17 protein-coding genes and 2 pseudogenes are annotated in these 14,915 nt (G+C 69.1%); 13 read left to right on the forward strand and 6 right to left on the reverse strand.

Translation table 11 applies throughout. The features are described 5' to 3' along the window. Window positions 1-204: 204 nt before the first annotated feature. Both OG928_RS32695 and OG928_RS32700 read right to left on the reverse strand, forming a co-directional pair. A complete protein-coding gene (locus tag OG928_RS32695; protein ID WP_406290548.1) occupies window positions 205-327 on the reverse strand; it encodes a hypothetical protein in 123 nt (40 codons plus the stop codon). A 23-nt stretch (window positions 328-350) separates the two neighbouring features. Continuing rightward, on the reverse strand, window positions 351-476 hold the full coding sequence (locus tag OG928_RS32700) for a hypothetical protein (protein ID WP_406290550.1): 126 nt from the start codon (window positions 474-476) through the stop codon (window positions 351-353). Window positions 477-1,080: 604 nt separating this feature from the next. On the opposite strand from OG928_RS32700, the gene OG928_RS32705 reads away from it, so the two are divergent. Both OG928_RS32705 and OG928_RS32710 read left to right on the forward strand, forming a co-directional pair. Further along, window positions 1,081-1,422 carry a hypothetical protein gene (locus OG928_RS32705; protein ID WP_406290552.1) on the forward strand — a complete coding sequence of 114 codons (342 nt, stop codon included), beginning with the start codon at window positions 1,081-1,083 and terminating at the stop codon, window positions 1,420-1,422. A 584-nt stretch (window positions 1,423-2,006) separates the two neighbouring features. Further along, window positions 2,007-3,590 (forward strand): PIN domain-containing protein, encoded by a 1,584-nt coding sequence (locus OG928_RS32710; protein WP_406290554.1) that lies wholly within the window; start codon window positions 2,007-2,009, stop codon window positions 3,588-3,590. Window positions 3,591-3,756: 166 nt separating this feature from the next. On the opposite strand, the gene OG928_RS32715 is transcribed toward OG928_RS32710, so the two are convergent. From OG928_RS32715 to OG928_RS32730, 4 genes are all read right to left on the reverse strand, one after another. Further along, window positions 3,757-4,917: a methyltransferase domain-containing protein gene (locus OG928_RS32715; RefSeq protein WP_406290556.1), complete on the reverse strand. Its 1,161-nt coding sequence runs from the start codon at window positions 4,915-4,917 to the stop codon at window positions 3,757-3,759. Then, the gene (locus OG928_RS32720; RefSeq protein ID WP_402239811.1) at window positions 4,918-5,040 is read right to left on the reverse strand and encodes a hypothetical protein; all 123 of its coding nucleotides are present in this window, start codon (window positions 5,038-5,040) and stop codon (window positions 4,918-4,920) included. A 97-nt stretch (window positions 5,041-5,137) separates the two neighbouring features. Continuing rightward, a complete protein-coding gene (locus OG928_RS32725; protein ID WP_406290558.1) occupies window positions 5,138-5,446 on the reverse strand; it encodes a hypothetical protein in 309 nt (102 codons plus the stop codon). A gap of 321 nt (window positions 5,447-5,767) precedes the next feature. Then, on the reverse strand, window positions 5,768-5,944 hold the full coding sequence (locus OG928_RS32730) for a hypothetical protein (protein ID WP_406290560.1): 177 nt from the start codon (window positions 5,942-5,944) through the stop codon (window positions 5,768-5,770). Between the two features lie 124 nt (window positions 5,945-6,068). On the opposite strand from OG928_RS32730, the gene OG928_RS32735 reads away from it, so the two are divergent. The 11 genes and pseudogenes from OG928_RS32735 to OG928_RS32785 all read left to right on the forward strand — a co-directional run. Then, window positions 6,069-6,488 carry a transposase gene (locus OG928_RS32735; RefSeq protein WP_406290562.1) on the forward strand — a complete coding sequence of 140 codons (420 nt, stop codon included), beginning with the start codon at window positions 6,069-6,071 and terminating at the stop codon, window positions 6,486-6,488. Beyond that, on the forward strand, window positions 6,376-7,071 hold the full coding sequence (locus OG928_RS32740; protein WP_406290564.1) for an IS5 family transposase: 696 nt from the start codon (window positions 6,376-6,378) through the stop codon (window positions 7,069-7,071). Before OG928_RS32735 ends, OG928_RS32740 begins: the two co-directional genes overlap by 113 nt. Before the next feature lie 1,162 nt (window positions 7,072-8,233). Continuing rightward, window positions 8,234-8,371 carry a hypothetical protein gene (locus OG928_RS32745; protein WP_406290565.1) on the forward strand — a complete coding sequence of 46 codons (138 nt, stop codon included), beginning with the start codon at window positions 8,234-8,236 and terminating at the stop codon, window positions 8,369-8,371. 1 nt (window position 8,372) lies between these two features. Next, on the forward strand, window positions 8,373-9,293 hold the full coding sequence (locus OG928_RS32750; RefSeq protein ID WP_406290567.1) for a hypothetical protein: 921 nt from the start codon (window positions 8,373-8,375) through the stop codon (window positions 9,291-9,293). A 63-nt stretch (window positions 9,294-9,356) separates the two neighbouring features. After that, a complete protein-coding gene (locus tag OG928_RS32755) occupies window positions 9,357-9,767 on the forward strand; it encodes a hypothetical protein (RefSeq protein WP_406290569.1) in 411 nt (136 codons plus the stop codon). 786 nt (window positions 9,768-10,553) lie between these two features. Continuing rightward, window positions 10,554-11,249, forward strand: coding sequence for a DUF998 domain-containing protein (locus OG928_RS32760; protein WP_406290571.1), 696 nt, complete (start codon window positions 10,554-10,556; stop codon window positions 11,247-11,249). Between the two features lie 250 nt (window positions 11,250-11,499). Then, window positions 11,500-12,096 (forward strand): dihydrofolate reductase family protein, encoded by a 597-nt coding sequence (locus tag OG928_RS32765; protein WP_406290573.1) that lies wholly within the window; start codon window positions 11,500-11,502, stop codon window positions 12,094-12,096. A 251-nt stretch (window positions 12,097-12,347) separates the two neighbouring features. Next, complete coding sequence (locus OG928_RS32770) at window positions 12,348-13,091, forward strand: hypothetical protein (RefSeq protein WP_406290575.1); 744 nt, start codon at window positions 12,348-12,350, stop codon at window positions 13,089-13,091. A gap of 177 nt (window positions 13,092-13,268) precedes the next feature. Further along, on the forward strand, window positions 13,269-13,409 hold the full coding sequence (locus OG928_RS32775; RefSeq protein ID WP_406290577.1) for a hypothetical protein: 141 nt from the start codon (window positions 13,269-13,271) through the stop codon (window positions 13,407-13,409). A 518-nt stretch (window positions 13,410-13,927) separates the two neighbouring features. Continuing rightward, window positions 13,928-13,978, forward strand: a pseudogene (locus OG928_RS32780) (hypothetical protein); the annotation flags it as partial. Between the two features lie 189 nt (window positions 13,979-14,167). Then, window positions 14,168-14,508 (forward strand): annotated as a pseudogene (locus OG928_RS32785) (transposase); the annotation flags it as partial. Window positions 14,509-14,915: the final 407 nt, after the last annotated feature.

The raw sequence follows: 14,915 nt of genomic DNA on the forward strand, positions 1-14,915 counted from the left end.
CGGTCGCCTGGGGCCAGGCGAAGAACGTGTCGTCCGCGGTGCTCGGAGTGGGCGAGGTTCGCATGTGCGTCGCGGGCTGGTGGGGCGGGCGCTCATGCTGCAGACCAGGACGCCCGGGACCAGTTGCACGGCGTCGGGTGTCCGGGATGAGTGGCCGAAAGGTGTTCCGCCGCAGCGGGCTCCAGCCGCGCCGGTGGGTCGCCGTCAGCCCACATAGGCCCGTCGGCGGCGGTTCCGCGAGTAGCCGTAGGCGATCAGGATGAGGACCGGGACGCCGCCGACCACGGCCCCCGCGACGGCGAAGACCGTACCGGCCCCGGACGCCATTCCAACGCGGCCACGACAGCGATCTACACGGGCGTCTCGAACGAGTACAGGAACAAGCTGCCGGAGGCGGCGATGGTGCGAGTGGCGACATCGATCAGGACGGTGGCCTCGACCTGGGTGGGCCGACCGTCGTCGCCGATCGCGAGCACGTCCAGGCCGGATGCCCGGCGGGGACCCGGGGCGGGTGGAGGATGAACCGGAACTCGTCGCGGCGGGTGAGGAAGCGGATCCACCGCGACCGTGCCCGCGAAACCTCGTCGTACGGCGTCGATACGTCGCCACGACCCGCGCAGGCGAACGCACACCGGCCCTCGTGCATCCCCGGCCCGAGTCCCCGGCGCTCGGCGGCCGACCGGAGCCGATCGAAGTGGCCGTACACCGCCTGCCTGCCGCTCCTGGGACGACAACGCGGCCGGCGCCTCCCGGCCGCTGGCGCGGATCGCGTCGATCAAGTCGCACGCCGCAGTGCGAGCCTGTGCGAAGTCGTCGGTCCCGTCGGCTGCCTGCCCCGTCGTCGTCACGCCTCGAGGGCCGTGCGCAGCCGATCGGCGGATGCGCCAACGCCTTTCCGGCTCGACAGATGTCGGTGTGTTCCGGGCGATGACCCTCGTCAGGGGCGGCGACTGCGATCGGCTCCGGCACGCCAGGTCTACCGGCACCGGCACCGCGGTGTCGGTGTCCGTCGGCAGGATCGCGGCCGTACACGGTCGACGGCGAGGTTCGAATCGTACGGGGCGCCGGTAGCCTGGCCGGGTGAGCGAGAGTGAGCCACCGCTGCTTGCGGACGTCTATCCCGCGCTGGTCTCGTTCCTGGGCGCGGCGTTGGTCGCCGAGGGTGAGCCGGCCCTGGCACAGGTTGTGGAGCGGTTGCGGTTCCACGGCTGGTGCGGGTGCCGGCAGGGCTGCAATTACCTTCGGAGCGGTCCCACGGCCCGGGCCGACATCGCGTGGGTCCATCTTGACGACGAGGAAGAGCCCCGCGTGTGGCTTCAACTCGACCGCGACCGCACCTCGTTCGTCGGGATGGAGATCTGCGAATTTGTGCTGGGTCCCGCACCGGCGCTCGATTCCGAACGGCCTGCCGGCGTGAAGTGAACGGACGAGACCACGTCAACCCGGCGAGACACCCACCTCACGGCGAGTACGACCAGAGGCCGCCGGTGAGGAACCGGCCGACACCGCGCCCCGCCAGGAGGGCAGTGCCCATCGAGCCGGTGCCGACCATCGCGGTGGCGGCGGGTACGCCGGGCCCGAGCCGAAGCGATACCCGAGGCCGGAAGAGGACCGGCGTCGTCCATGCCAACGATGTGGTCGACATCGGCCCGGCCGCCGCGGAACCGCACCACCGAGAGCTCGGCGCAGTTGCTCCCCAGTGGCCGACACGATCCGGCCGCCGGGTCGGGTAGACGGTGGTGAACCAGGGCACGGCGAGCGGATCGAGGACGGAACGCGCCGTGCCGACGCCCACGTTCACAGCCCGAGCACTCGGGTGCCGCATCGGGCTCGGCAACACGGTGGACGCCTGCGCGAATGCGGAAGTCCCGGTGAACACACCTCGTGTGCCCGTGGCTACGGTAGGAACGCCCACGTCGTGAACCATCAACGCCCGCCGCCTCGACGCGGCCGAAGACACCCACCGCCGATTCCGCCCTCCGATCGAGAACCCGGACCAGGCCCGGATGTGGCTGCGCCTGAAAGCGGAGACCGGGTGGGACACGACCGCGGCCGAACAAGGCCTCGACCTCGCCGACCGGTTCCGGACCGACACCCGCCTGTCGGAAGAGATCGCCGGCGCCCTGCTCGGCGCCACCGCGGGCCCGGCAGACCCGAACAGCTCGGATCGTCCCGAGCGATGGGATCCCACCGAAGACCAAGTCGCCAGATTCCGCGCCCTCGTGGACCGGGCTTCCCCGCACAACCCCGTGTTCCGCAGGATCCCCGCCACCTCGAATGAACTCGTCAACCTCGTCCGGACCACGCTCGGTCCCCGCCAAGGCACGATCGCGGCGGCCGAGGACGGCGTCCGTATCGGCGCGATCCCGATTGCCGTCCTGGCCGAACGGGCCGAGCGCCCCGTCGGCCTGGCGTACGCCCTGCGCGCCGGCGGCCTCATCCCCGCCGCCACTCACGAACCCCAGCTCCTCGCAAGCGAGTTCACCGCGGCCCGCACGGCCCTGGACGGCACGGTGATCCTGGACACCGGCACAGCCGTCGTCGCGAACCTGATTCCCGAGCGCTTCGACCAACTCCGCGCGCAGTTCGCCGACGTCCTCATCGCCACGCCTTGCCACGACGACCTCGTCAAGACCCGCGTCGGCCTAGACGAAATCCTGCGCACCAGCGGCCAACTCGGCTTCCACGACGGGCACGTGATCATGACACACGTCCGCGACGAGGACAAACGCGCGCTACGGGAACGGCGAGCCGACCTGATCAACGCGATCCCCACCCTCAACCCGCACGACATCCGAGACGACCACACGCTGCTCGCCCGCCTCAACGAACACGGCTACACCACCCTGGACAACCCTCCTTGGCTGGCCGGCGCCCAGCTCGCCCTCGACAAGACCGCCCCGCTGTGGTGCGACGACGCGGCCATGCGTCGCCTCCTCCACGAGATCGACATCCCCACCTTCGGCACCATGGCACTGCTGCACGTGCTGACCCACGACGAGCAACGAAACGACTTCACCCTCGAGCGGGCCCGCCAGGACATCCGCGTGCTCCTTCGAGAACACGTCGTCGACCTACCATTGAGCACCGACGACATCCTGTGGGCCGCCGAGAACGACCAGTGGAAGCCGGGTGGCGCCACCACGGCCGTCTTCGCCACTCCAAGCCGCTGGGGACACGACGGCGAGGACCTGTGGCTCGCCTTCGTCGAACACGCTTGGGCGAAAGCACCCCACACCCTGGGCGACTGGTATCGCACGGCCGCCCACGGCTACACCGCACTGGCCCGGCCGGACCGACTGACCGACGCCCTCGCCCGCCTCGCCGCGCTGACCATCCTGGCAGCGGGGGTGGGCCCCGAACCCGTCCACGCACTCGACACCGTCGCCCAAGCCACGCTCACCGCCTGCGCCGAAGCCCTCGAAGCCCGTCTTGCGGGCCTTGAAGAGGCGGTTGAACCCCGCTCGACAGCGGACCCGGGTGATTGGCGGCGGACCACGAAAGCGACGCTCGTGAGCCTGCTTGTCGATCACCGTGGCCTTGCCCCCGCAACGGCGAACGCCATCGCGGCCCAGGCCTTCGAAGGGTAGAGCTACAACGTGCCGATCGCAGCGGGGCGCCCGGGCGCCGCATTCCGCGCGAGCGGCCGAGGACGACATCATCCGGTTCGGCGGATCCACCACCAGTCCCGACCGAATACCCGGGGTCCCGGCCGTTGCGGCGTGGGGACCCCGGGCGCGGTTGAGGGCCCGGAGTTCAGCCGGGGGCGGGTGTCGCAGTGGTGAGGGGGTAACGGCGGCCGGTGTCGGGGTCGCGCTCCCATACGTACTGCTCGTCCCGGCCGATGGTGATGCCGTGGTCCCAGCGGCTGACCTGTCCGTGTGCGGTCCACGCTTCCCAGGCGGTTTCGACCGCGTCGAACAGGCGGCGGGGTCCGCCTTGTTCGGTGCGGGCGCTGCCGTCGGGCTCGGTGGTGACGACGGCCCAGGAGGAGGCGCCGTCGTGGATCCAGGCGTTGACGCCGTCCTCGTCGGTGTCGGTGGTGTAGACGACGTCGGGCAGAGCCATGCGCAGCGCCCACAGCAGGTTCACGTCGGTGTGCAGGGGAGTGATGTCGCGGTCGACGCCCCGCTTGGCGTCGGGCGCGCGGCCGGCGCGGACCTGTGTGTGGGAGCGGATGGTGGCGGCGGGCGGCGGTGTGTCGCGTGCGTTCATGAATTGGGCGAGGCCGTGCATCCAGCCGCGGGCGCTGCGGTGGTCGTCGGCGACCGTGACGGCGAAGTGCCCCATGCGGCCGAGGGGGAAGACCAGGTCGCCGCCGGGGGTGGTCTGTTCGATCCAGGGCCAGGGGACGTGGTCGACGGCGTAGGTGGCGATCACCCGATCGTACGGTCCCGTTCCGGGCCGGCCGAGGTTGCCGTCGCCGACCGCGATGTCGACGTGAACCCCGGCACGCTCCACCGCGCGGGCCGCCGTGTCGGCGAGTCTCGTCGAAGCCTCCACGCTGGTGACTTGCCCGGAGGTGCCGACACGGTGGGCGATCAGTGCCGCGTTCCAGGCGGTCCCGGTGCCCAACTCCAGGACAAGATGTCCGGGTTGGACGTCGAGGGAGTCGAGCATGGTCGCCACGACCGCAGGGGCCGACAGGGACGAGGAGGGGATGCCGTCGGTGACCTCGGTGACGGCCGCGTCGTCGGGCCCGGCGTAGACGAGTTCGGCCCACCGATCCGGGCTCGCGCCGCGGTCGACGGGTACATACGTGCTCCCGTCCCAGTCCCACAGGCGCTCGGGCGCGAACTCGTGGCGGGGCAGCGCGTCGAACGCGGCGCGCACCCACGGGGCGTCCCCGGGCCACGCCCCGCGCGCCCGCATCGCCTCGTCCAGCGCGCGGCGGCGTTCCTCGAGGGCGCCGGCCATCTACTTGGGGTCCTTCTTGTGGCGGCCGTCCGGGGTCGGCTCCGGAGTGGGCTGGCCGTCCTTGTTGCCCGGCGGCGGGTTGCCCTTGGACGGGTCGGGAGCCGGTTTGTTGTGCTCGCCCATGCGCTGGTTACTCCTTCGGGTCGTCACGGTCCGAAACCTCATGATGACGGAACCCTGGGCGGGAGGGGAACGGTTGACGACGACCGAAGGCCATAGCTCAGCCGGCGGTATCGGTCTGCGTCGGTGTGTCTGTTGCCTGGGCGGCCTTGCGCTCGTTTCGTCTGACCCTTGTTCCGTTGCCGGTTTGTGCGGTCGGGTCGGGTCCCGGGCCGGGGTCCTTGGCGGGGATCTTCGTCACGGCCAGACCGGCCGCGCGTCCGCGCGTGTGCTGTCCGGTGTCGCAGGTCAGTAGTCGGACGTCGCGGGCGGCCAGGGATTGGATGGCGACCGTCCGGTCGATGATTTCGTCGTCGACGATGGGCAGGCGTATGTGGCCGGGCGGGTCCAGGACAATTTCGACGCTCACGTCGCTGCGGATCGGAATGCCCGAAACGTCGAGTGCGCGCGCGTGCGCACCGAACTCGCCGCACTGCGCGACGCCTTCGACCGTACCGATTGGTCACGGTGGTGAGGGACCGCAGGCGACGAGCTCGCCGCACCTGCGCGGTGACGCGCCGCACGACCTGGAGGGCGGCCACCCAGTCCACCTCCCAGGACGGCCTCGACTCCGCCCCGGGGCACCAGAGCCTGTTCGACACCACCACGAGCGCCGCCCTCGTCCAACCGGGCGTCGTTCACGGGAACGGGATCCGCCGCGTGGTCACTGGTTGTGACCGAGGCTCGATTCTCAGATTGTTCCCCGCGCCGAGCAGTACAAGAGGAAGGCGGATGAGGCCGCGCCTGCGCCGTATGCCAGCGCCTCCGTCTTCGACTTGCCGTTGCGACAGGCCAGAACGCCGGCCAGCCACCCCACATGACCAGCAACCAAGACCGCGACGACCAGCAACCATCCGGCATTGCTCATGAGCTCTCCTTCGTCTGCATCCGTTTCGGGATGTTGGCGGGGAGGCTGCTAGAGCCTGTTCTGGGTTCCAATCTTCGGACTGGTTTTCCTGCGCGGGAGGGCGGTTGCTTGATACAAGGTCGGGATGACGCGTGGTGATCTGGCCGATGGCGAGTGGGAGTTGGTCGAGCCGTTCCTCCCGATCGGGGAGCGCGGCCCGTATCCGGGGCGGTTGCGGGACTGCTTCGACGGGGTGATGTGGCGTTTTCGCACGGGCAGTCCGTGGCGGGACGTTCCCGAGCGGTACGGGCCCTGGCAGACCGTCTACCAGCGGTTCCACGCGTGGGCCCTGGCGGGGACGTTCCGGGCCCTGATGGAGGCGATGATCGCCGAGGCCGCCGCCCGCGGGCAGGTCGAACTCGGCCTGGTGAGCGTGGACTCCACCGTCGTTCGTGCGCATCAGGACGCGGCCGGGATGGTCGTCGACGCCGAACTCCTGCGGGAGGTGGAGAAGGCCGTCGACGAGGAAAAGGGGATTCTCGAAAGGGGCAAAAGGGGCCGGTGACGGAGGGGTGCCCGCAGCGGGGGACGAGGCGGCGCGCGCGGAGCGTCGGCGGGTGCGGCGCCGACACCGGGCCAGGCTGAGGACGGCCGCATTGGGCCGTTCGCGCGGCGGACTCTCCGCGAAGATCCACCTGTCGGCCGACCGCCGCTGCCGGCCGCTGTCCTTCGTGGTCACTCCCGGACAAGCCGCCGACAACCCGCGCTTCGTCGCCGTCGTCGAGGGGATCCGGGTCCGGGGCCCCGTCGGCCGACCTCGCACCCGACCCGGCGCCGTCGCCGCCGACAAGGCCTACTCCAGTCGCGCCACCCGCCTCTACCTGCGCAGACGCCGGATCAAGGCGGTCATCCCCGAGAAGGTCGACCAGGCCGCCAACCGCAAGAAGAAGGGCTCACGCGGAGGTCGACCGATCGGCCACGACGCCACGCTCTACAAGGACCGCAACACCGTCGAGCGCTGCATCCACAAGATCAAGGCATGGCGAGGCCTGGCCACCCGATACGACAAGACGCCCGACAGCTACCTCGCCGGACTCCACCTCCGCGGCGCAATCCTCTGGCTCCGCAGCCTCCGACCCACCACATGATCCGAACCCAGAACAGGCTCTAGTCGTACTGGTGGCGAAGCCGAAGCCGTTGTTGGTCTTCGTGGTGAAGTGCTTCCATACGCCTTTGTACGACGCGTAGACGACCATCGTGACGCCGTGGCCGTCCGTCTTGCGGTCGATCAGCAAAAACGAATCGTCCTGGGCGTCGTAGAGGACCTCACCGGTGGGGCTGGTGTAGCCGCCGATCGCGTTCTGGTAGAGCTCCGCAGACGAGACGCCGTATGACTGGACCTACGCCGGGACGCTGGCGGACACAACCGCCACGAGCGCTGCGGCGCCGGCATCGAAGTCGACGGCCGCACGCTTGAGGGATCTGCGCACGATCAATCTCCTTGTTCGTTGAGAGTTGAGGCGGGTGGGGGGAGATTGGGATCGAAATTTCGAGAAGTGGTTGCAGAGTGCTGCGGCGAGCTGTGCCGAGAAGGGGCGTGCGGTGGTTGGCTCAGTGGCTGGATGAACGATCCGTGTCGCCGACGTTCGTCGCAGCCCTGGAGTGCGTATCGGATGGAATCAGGTCTCCGAGCGCCTCGATCGAGGTCACGCTGAGGATCCTGGAAGAACGACTCACTGACGATGTGCATGGGCGTTGATCCTCTTGTTGGGCCGGGGCTGGGGCGTGAAATCGGACCGGCCTGCTGGTGCCCCGTCGAGGGGATTGCGTGACCTCTTGGTGATCTTCACTGTGGCTGGAAAGTACATTGCATTCAAAATTTCATCAATCATGTACTGCTTTGAAGTTGGCGAACGAGCAGCTCAGGGCCTCCACTTCGTTGCAATGATCTTGTGAGCTAATGCAATTTCGCCTTTGAGTCTGTTGCAATGTCCTGTCGGTGAATGCATATGGCCGCGAGCGGGCCGGCTCCTCCGCGATACGGCAGCAGTCGAGCCCTCGACTCGGCCTCTGGTTGGGACGGCGGGGAGCGACGTGGTGGTGGCCGGGGCTCCTTCGGGTCGGGGCTCGATGCTTTGTTCCTGTCGTCGATCCGCCGATGTGAAAGGGAACCGGCCGACGCCTCGGGGCTCGTCCGCGGCAGCCTCGGGGAACCTGTCGGTCGACCCGCCGCCCCGTCTGCAGTGCGCCTTCAAGGACGGTTAACGTCAATCGCCCTATACACTTCAAGTCAGGTCTACGCAAGCCGGAATGTTCGATTCCACTTTCGCTTTCCGGATAGTCGTGGCAGTCGGCTCCGGCTCTACTTGGCGCATGATCACCATGGCCGAATCGATGTGGCAGCGGCTGGAAATCGACGCCATGCAGCCGCGGCTCAAGGACGTGTGAGGTGAGCGGCAGATGGGTCGCGCGCCCCCGGCTGCACGTCCTCGCGGCGCTTGCCTGTGCGACGACTCTCGCCCTGGCCGGTTGCGCGGCCGGAGATGACGAAGCCGCGGGCGGGAAGGCGGCAGCGTCGGAGTCGCCCCGCACCCCGCAGCCTGCGGAACAGGGGCCACCACCGTCGATCGCGGCGCCCCAGCGGCTGACCGACATGCACGGGCAACTGCTTCCGATCGAGCCCTACCTCCTCGACCTCGACCAGATGCGGCTCATCCAGAACGCTCGGAGCATCCTCGTCTCCGCATGCCTCAAGCGGCGCGGATTCGATGTCACCCTCCCCGTCGCGACGGCCGGCGCCGGCCCCAATACCCAGTCGGAAATGCGGTATGGGGCGGACCGGGCGGCGGCCGCGCAGTACGGGTATCGGGACCCCGGCGTCCCGGTACCGAAGCACGTGCTGCCATCGATGTCGGACGCCGCACAGGATGCACTGGTCGGCAAGCGCGGCTGCGTCGAGGAGGTCGACGCCGAGTTCGCCGCCAAGGGCCTGCTCACCCAGGACCCCGATGTCGTGGTGAACATCAACATGAACAACATGCAGCACTCGATCCGGGACGAGCGGGTCACCACCGCGTTCCGGACCTGGTCCGACTGTATGCGCGCCAAGGGCTTCGACTACGCCACGCCCATGGACGCGTCGGCCGACCCGCGCTGGCAGCAGGGATCGACCGCATCACCGCAGGAGATCGCCACCGCGGTCGCACACGGCGATTGCATGCGTGACAGCGACGTCGTCGGCACCTGGTTTGCCGTCGAATCCGCGTACGAGCAGCGGGACATCGACGCCCACCAGGCCGAACTCGCGGACCTCAAGAGCCGCACCGAAGCAACCTTGCGCTTCTGCGCCGAGGTGACCGGACAGCGCTGACCGGATTTCCGGGACGCCTGGCGGTAGTCAACCCCAGCAAACAGCCCCTGAAAGGGGTAATTCATGCGAACTGGACGAGCTCTCTCGATAGCGGTCGCCGCAGTCGCGGTCGCCGCAGGCACCGTGGCCATCGCCCCGTCGGCACAGGCCGCCGGATCCGGCAACTGCCAGTTGTACGACGCCTGTTACTACTACAACTCGAACGAGTCGGGCGCCTTCTACGGGTTCTCGAGGGCAACGGCCATCACCACCGAACGTTTCGGAGGAGGCGGCAAGGGCCAAGGAATGCTGGTGAAGAACGACGCCGCCTACGTTCTCAACCGTAATGGCTTCACCCTGCGGGTCGACTACAACTCCTCGAACCGGTGCGCCTACGCCTGCCAGCACATTCCGGCGTGGACCGGCACCAACCTGAACTCGACCCTCAAGAACAACAACGCGGCGCACGTCTGGGTCGGCAACTGGTCCAGCTGACGTCGAGTTCCGGACTGGGCGCCGCTCACGACACAGGAGCCCGCGACGGATCGGATCGGCCGGGCACCCGGCCGATCCGAACCCGGCCGCATCCAGGCGAGCCGGGTCGAGCAGGAGGCTGGAGACGCGGCGCGGGGAGAGCCGGGCGTGGTCGGCCTCGACGCGGCCCTGGGTGATGCAGCGGGCCGGGAGGTTCGCCCTGCCGGTATAGCCCGCCCACCTCATCTCCGACAGCAGGTGGGCGGCGGGGACGGCCGGTCCGGCGGGGTGATGCGCATCAGGCAGTTCAACACACTCGCCCGGGACAACGCATGATGCATTACGCCCACCAGGAGGACTCCGGCCGAGCCCGCCGGCACCACGGCCACGGCGTCGACCACGCTGCAAGGCTGGGGAGCGCCGCCGGTAGCGCCGCGTCAGCCCGTCGACCTGCTCGGCGAAGGTGGCCTTCGGGCCGGCGGGGGGCGCGCGATGCAGCCGACGCACCGACAAGTCAGTCCGCAGAGCGGTCGCACAAGGACCGCCTCGTCGGCGACATGCCGCAGACAGTGGCTGTGCACCCAGTCCCAGTCCGAGCGCTGCCCGCATGCAGCCGGGCCGTCACCCGTTCCTGCGGTGACCGGTTTCGTTTCGTTTCGTTTCGCCCGGTCGGGTGGCCGGGGGCGCACTGTGCGTCGTGTCGGTCTTGGGGTGGGGAATTGTGGTTTTCCCTGTCGTATCAGTGGTTCGACGAAGGTGCGAGCCCCACGGAAGAGGTCCGGGGCCCGCCCCCCGAAGGAGCCCGCCGTGACCACGACCACCCGCCTTCCGCGCATCACCGAGGCCGCCGGCCGGAAGCGGGTCCTCGCCCCGAGCAACGCGGCGGGCACCCGAGCGCTGCTGGCCTGCGCGGTCGTCGCCGGTCCGCTGTGGGTGGCCGTGTCGGTCGCCCAGGCACTCACCCGCGAGGGCTTCGAACCCACCCGACACGCACTGAGCCAACTGGCCACCGGCTCGCTCGGCTGGCTGCAGATCACCAACTTCGTGATCGCCGGCATCCTGGCCACCGTGGGCGCGACGGGACTGCACCGGGTCATGCGCGGCACCCCCGGCGGCGTCGCGGTACCGCGCCTGGTCCGGGTGGTCGGCGTCGGCATGGTCGCCGCCGGACTGCTGACGATGGACCCCGCCGACGGCTTCCCCGCGGGCACCCCCGACGGCGTCCCGGACTCGATGAGCCGGCACGCGTACGGACACATGGCCGCCGGGTCGATCACCTTCGCCTCGCTGATCGCCATCGGCTACCTGCTGGGCCGGCACTTCTCCCGGCTCGGGAACCGGCGACTCGCGGTCGTCTCCCGCGTCGCCGCCACGGTGAAGCTGACCGGCGACGCGTGGGCCATGGGCGGCGGCACGGCCGGCGCGCTGACCATCGCCACCGGCACCACCGTCATGTTCGCGCTGCTCGCGTATGTGGCAGCGCACTACCGGCGCACCGCCTGAACGACCCCCGCCCGGCGCGCTCGTTCGCCGAGTGGGCGCGAGAGAACCACCCCAGAACTTCCCCGGTTTCCGTCGACCGGGGGCACCCGCCCCCCGCGCGGCCGGCGTCGTGCTCACACACACGCCCACCCGCGACGAGGCGACCGAAGGCCACCCACCGCGGTGACCACGAGGGGATCGTCACCACCGACGGCCCCCGAACCACCCCACGATCCCCACCGATCGACCCAACGAGGAAACGAGAAGTTCGATGCGCATCGTAGTAGGCGAGTTCACCAGCCTCGACGGAGTCATGCAGGCCCCGGGCGGGCCGGAGGAGGACACCGAGGGCGGGTTCGCCCACGGCGGCTGGACCCACCCGTTCTTCGACCCGCAGGTCATGGGCGGCGCCCTCGCCGAATGGGCCGCCGACACCGACGCCCTGCTCTTCGGACGCCACACCTGGCAGGTCATGGCCGCCGCCTGGCCCGGACGCGCCGGCGACCCCTTCGCCGACCACATGAACTCCGTCGCCAAACACGTCGTCTCCAACACGCTCGGCGAAGACGACCTCACCTGGAACAACACCACCCTCATCCCCGGCGACCACGCCCTCGACCACATCCGCAAGCTCCGCGACACCGACGGCCGCGACCTGGTCGTGATGGGCAGCCTCTCCCTCGCCCGCACCCTCCTCGCCGAAGGCCTCGTCGACGAACTCCGACTGATGATCATCCCCGTACTCCTCGGCGGCGGAAAGACCATCTACCCCACCGACGGCGCACTGCACACCCTCGAACTCGTCTCCACCGTCACCAGCGGCACCGGCGTCCACGTGGCCACCTACCGACCCGCGACCCCGGCGTAGCCCCCACCTGAGGTCCACCCCCGGGCCACGGCGACACGACACCAACAACGGCGCGGCCGGACACACCACCCGGCCGCGCCCACACAGCGATCAAAACCCAGGCCCACTACCGCAGTCGGACTACCTGATCGGACTGCGAACCGTCTGGAAGGTGCGAATCGCCTCTTCCGGCGGCACACCGGCTGTTGGGGGGCGTTCTGCCCTTGTCATACTGACGCGGCCCAAATTGATCACCTGAACGAGGAGCACCCTTGCGTGCGCGCACCCACCACATAGTCGCCGCGACCTCCGCGGCCGTTCTCGCCGTCGTCGCGCTCGGCGCCTGCAGCAGCGGCGACGGCAAGCCCGACAATACGAAGACAGACGCGAAGGCCCTCGCCGACAAGGCTGTTGCGTACCTTTGGAAGCACACCTCGATGGAGGGCACCGCCAAGGGCACCGACGAGGACGGCGAGGCACAGGAGATGAAGGTCTGCGGGAACGTCACGCCTGACGGCGACCTTGTCTCGCTCAAGGGCACGCTCGTCCTGGACGGCCAGGACGCCGACGTGATCAGCATCGACGGCAAGGACTACATCAGGATTCCCCTCTCGCACTACATCAAAATGATAGGCACGAACGACCCGACGATCGCCGCGCGCGTGGAGAAGTCGATCGGTGGTAAGTACATCGTGAGCGTCAGCGACGACGACGAGACCGGCTCACTGTTCGAGGGCGGCACCGGCGGCGTCACCAAGGGCGAGGTCACCCAGTTCGACGGCAAGCAGGCCATCCCGCTGACGAAGATCGGCAAGGACGGCGCGAAGAAGACCGTCTACGTCGCCGCCAAAGGGGACGTCGTGGTCTACGGCAACTTGGAGGAGAACGGCAGGAAGCGCATAGAGACGATCATCGTCAGCGTGGGCAAGCCGTGCGACGTGGCCGCCCCCCCGCAGGGCCAGTTCCTCACCGAGGACGAGTTCGACAAGGCCTTCGATGAGTCGAAGACCCCCTGACAGTGAGGATCGACCATGGCACAGCGGGGGCCTGACTCTCCTGCTGGCCGAACAGTCCCATAGCCGCGGCGGCCCTGTCGATCGAGAGGCCGATGGGTGCGCCGCCGGTCAGGAAGTCGCACGGAACGGCGTGAAGTTCGTTGAGGACACAGGTGCGTTCGTGAGCCGGGGGGCGTCGTGACGTTCGGACAACAGCCGCAGGACCGCGGTCTGGTCCTCTCGGACCACGTGGCCGAGTTCTCGGCGGAACAGGGCGACCTGGGCGACATTGAACGCCTCGGCCGGGTCGGTCCTGCGAACCCCGCCGGCGCCCGGTAGTCGGGCGCAGGCCGAGAGCGTCAAGGGCACGTCGACCACGCCGGCTCCCGGAACTGTCTGCGCAGCCTGCGTAACTCGTCGCGCTCGGCGGGGGCACCGGGTCCTCACCGACAGGCTCCGCCGCCTGGCACCTTGGCGCCGGCTTCCAAGGCGCGCCACTTGCGCGGACCTCGGCTGCGTACCTGCTGGTCTCGCCGTTTCGGATGGCCTTGCGGTTGAACTCGAAGGCTGAGCGGCTCAGTTTCGCCGTGATGCGGTGGTAGCTGAGCCCTCTGGCCGATCCGGCGGCGATGTGCGCCTACCACCCAGCCGGCCATGGCTGGGCCGGGACCGGTCAGACGTGCCCGGCCCCTGGTGACAGCGGCCGAGGCCTGAACCAGGGAGAACCGCAAACGGCTTGGCGCGCGGCTGGACACAGTCGGGCCTCTCGGTATCGCCGGCGCGCCCCATCACCACCTGGAAATCCTGTCGGCGTCGGCCTGGTGCTCGACCCCATGGTGCTCTTCCACATCCGTTACATGGACGCTGCGGTCAAAACGGTGCGTGCCGACGGCTTCCACGTCCGGGGCACGGACTTCGCCCGTCTGTCCTCGTTCGTGCACGACCACGTGAACATGCGCGGGCGTTATTCCTTTGCCCTGCCCGAACTCCCGGACGATTTGCGGCCGTTGCCCGAGCTGATAGGCCACATTCACAGGGACCACGAGCATGGGGCGGGGACTTCCCCGATGTGTGGACACGTCTTCTGCGGCGTTTGCGACACCCGCCTGGTCGTTGCGGTCGGCCGCCCGGTCACCGGCAATCGCAACGACTGCAAGGCCTGGGGCCTGCCCGGCGCCGTGCGGGTGATCGGCGACGGCGGCTATCGCGGCACCGGCGTCCTCGTTCTGCACCGTCGCGAACGCGGCCAGGACGAACTGCCCGACTGGAAAAACGAACACAACGCCTCCCACCGCCATGTCCGCGCCCGTGTCGAGCACGTCTTCGCCCGCATGAAGCACTGGAAAATCCTCCGCGACTGCCGGCTCAAAGGCGACGGCGTCCACCACGCGCCATGCTCGGCATCGCCCGCCTGCACAACCTCAAGCTCGCCGGGTAACCCGCGGACCGGATACAACCTCAGACACTGCAAGATCATTTACGGGACAGCCCTTGGCTCGAACACGTCCAGGAGCAGCTGCCGGCGACCTGCCCCGGGTCCCGCCGAGCACCGAATCCGCCGCACGTCGAGAGCTTCCTGACCGGCTCGCCCGGGATCGACAACGCCCTGAGTATTCCGCGGGCCGGCGTCCTGAACCGACGGCCACGGCCCGGTCCGGCGTCCCGCTACGCACGATCCGCTGCAGCCTTGCAGCCCTCGGCGAGCCTACGTTCCTTGACCGGCTCCGCTGCCGAGCCTTCCGACGCCGCATGGATGCTCGAGACATCCATGCGGCGTCAGACACCCCGAAGCCATCCTGGCAACCCGGCGGACCTTTCCGGTCACAGCACTGCCCTGTGACCGGA

The organism is Embleya sp. NBC_00896 (genome assembly GCF_045207785.1).
Classification (GTDB): domain Bacteria; phylum Actinomycetota; class Actinomycetes; order Streptomycetales; family Streptomycetaceae; genus Embleya.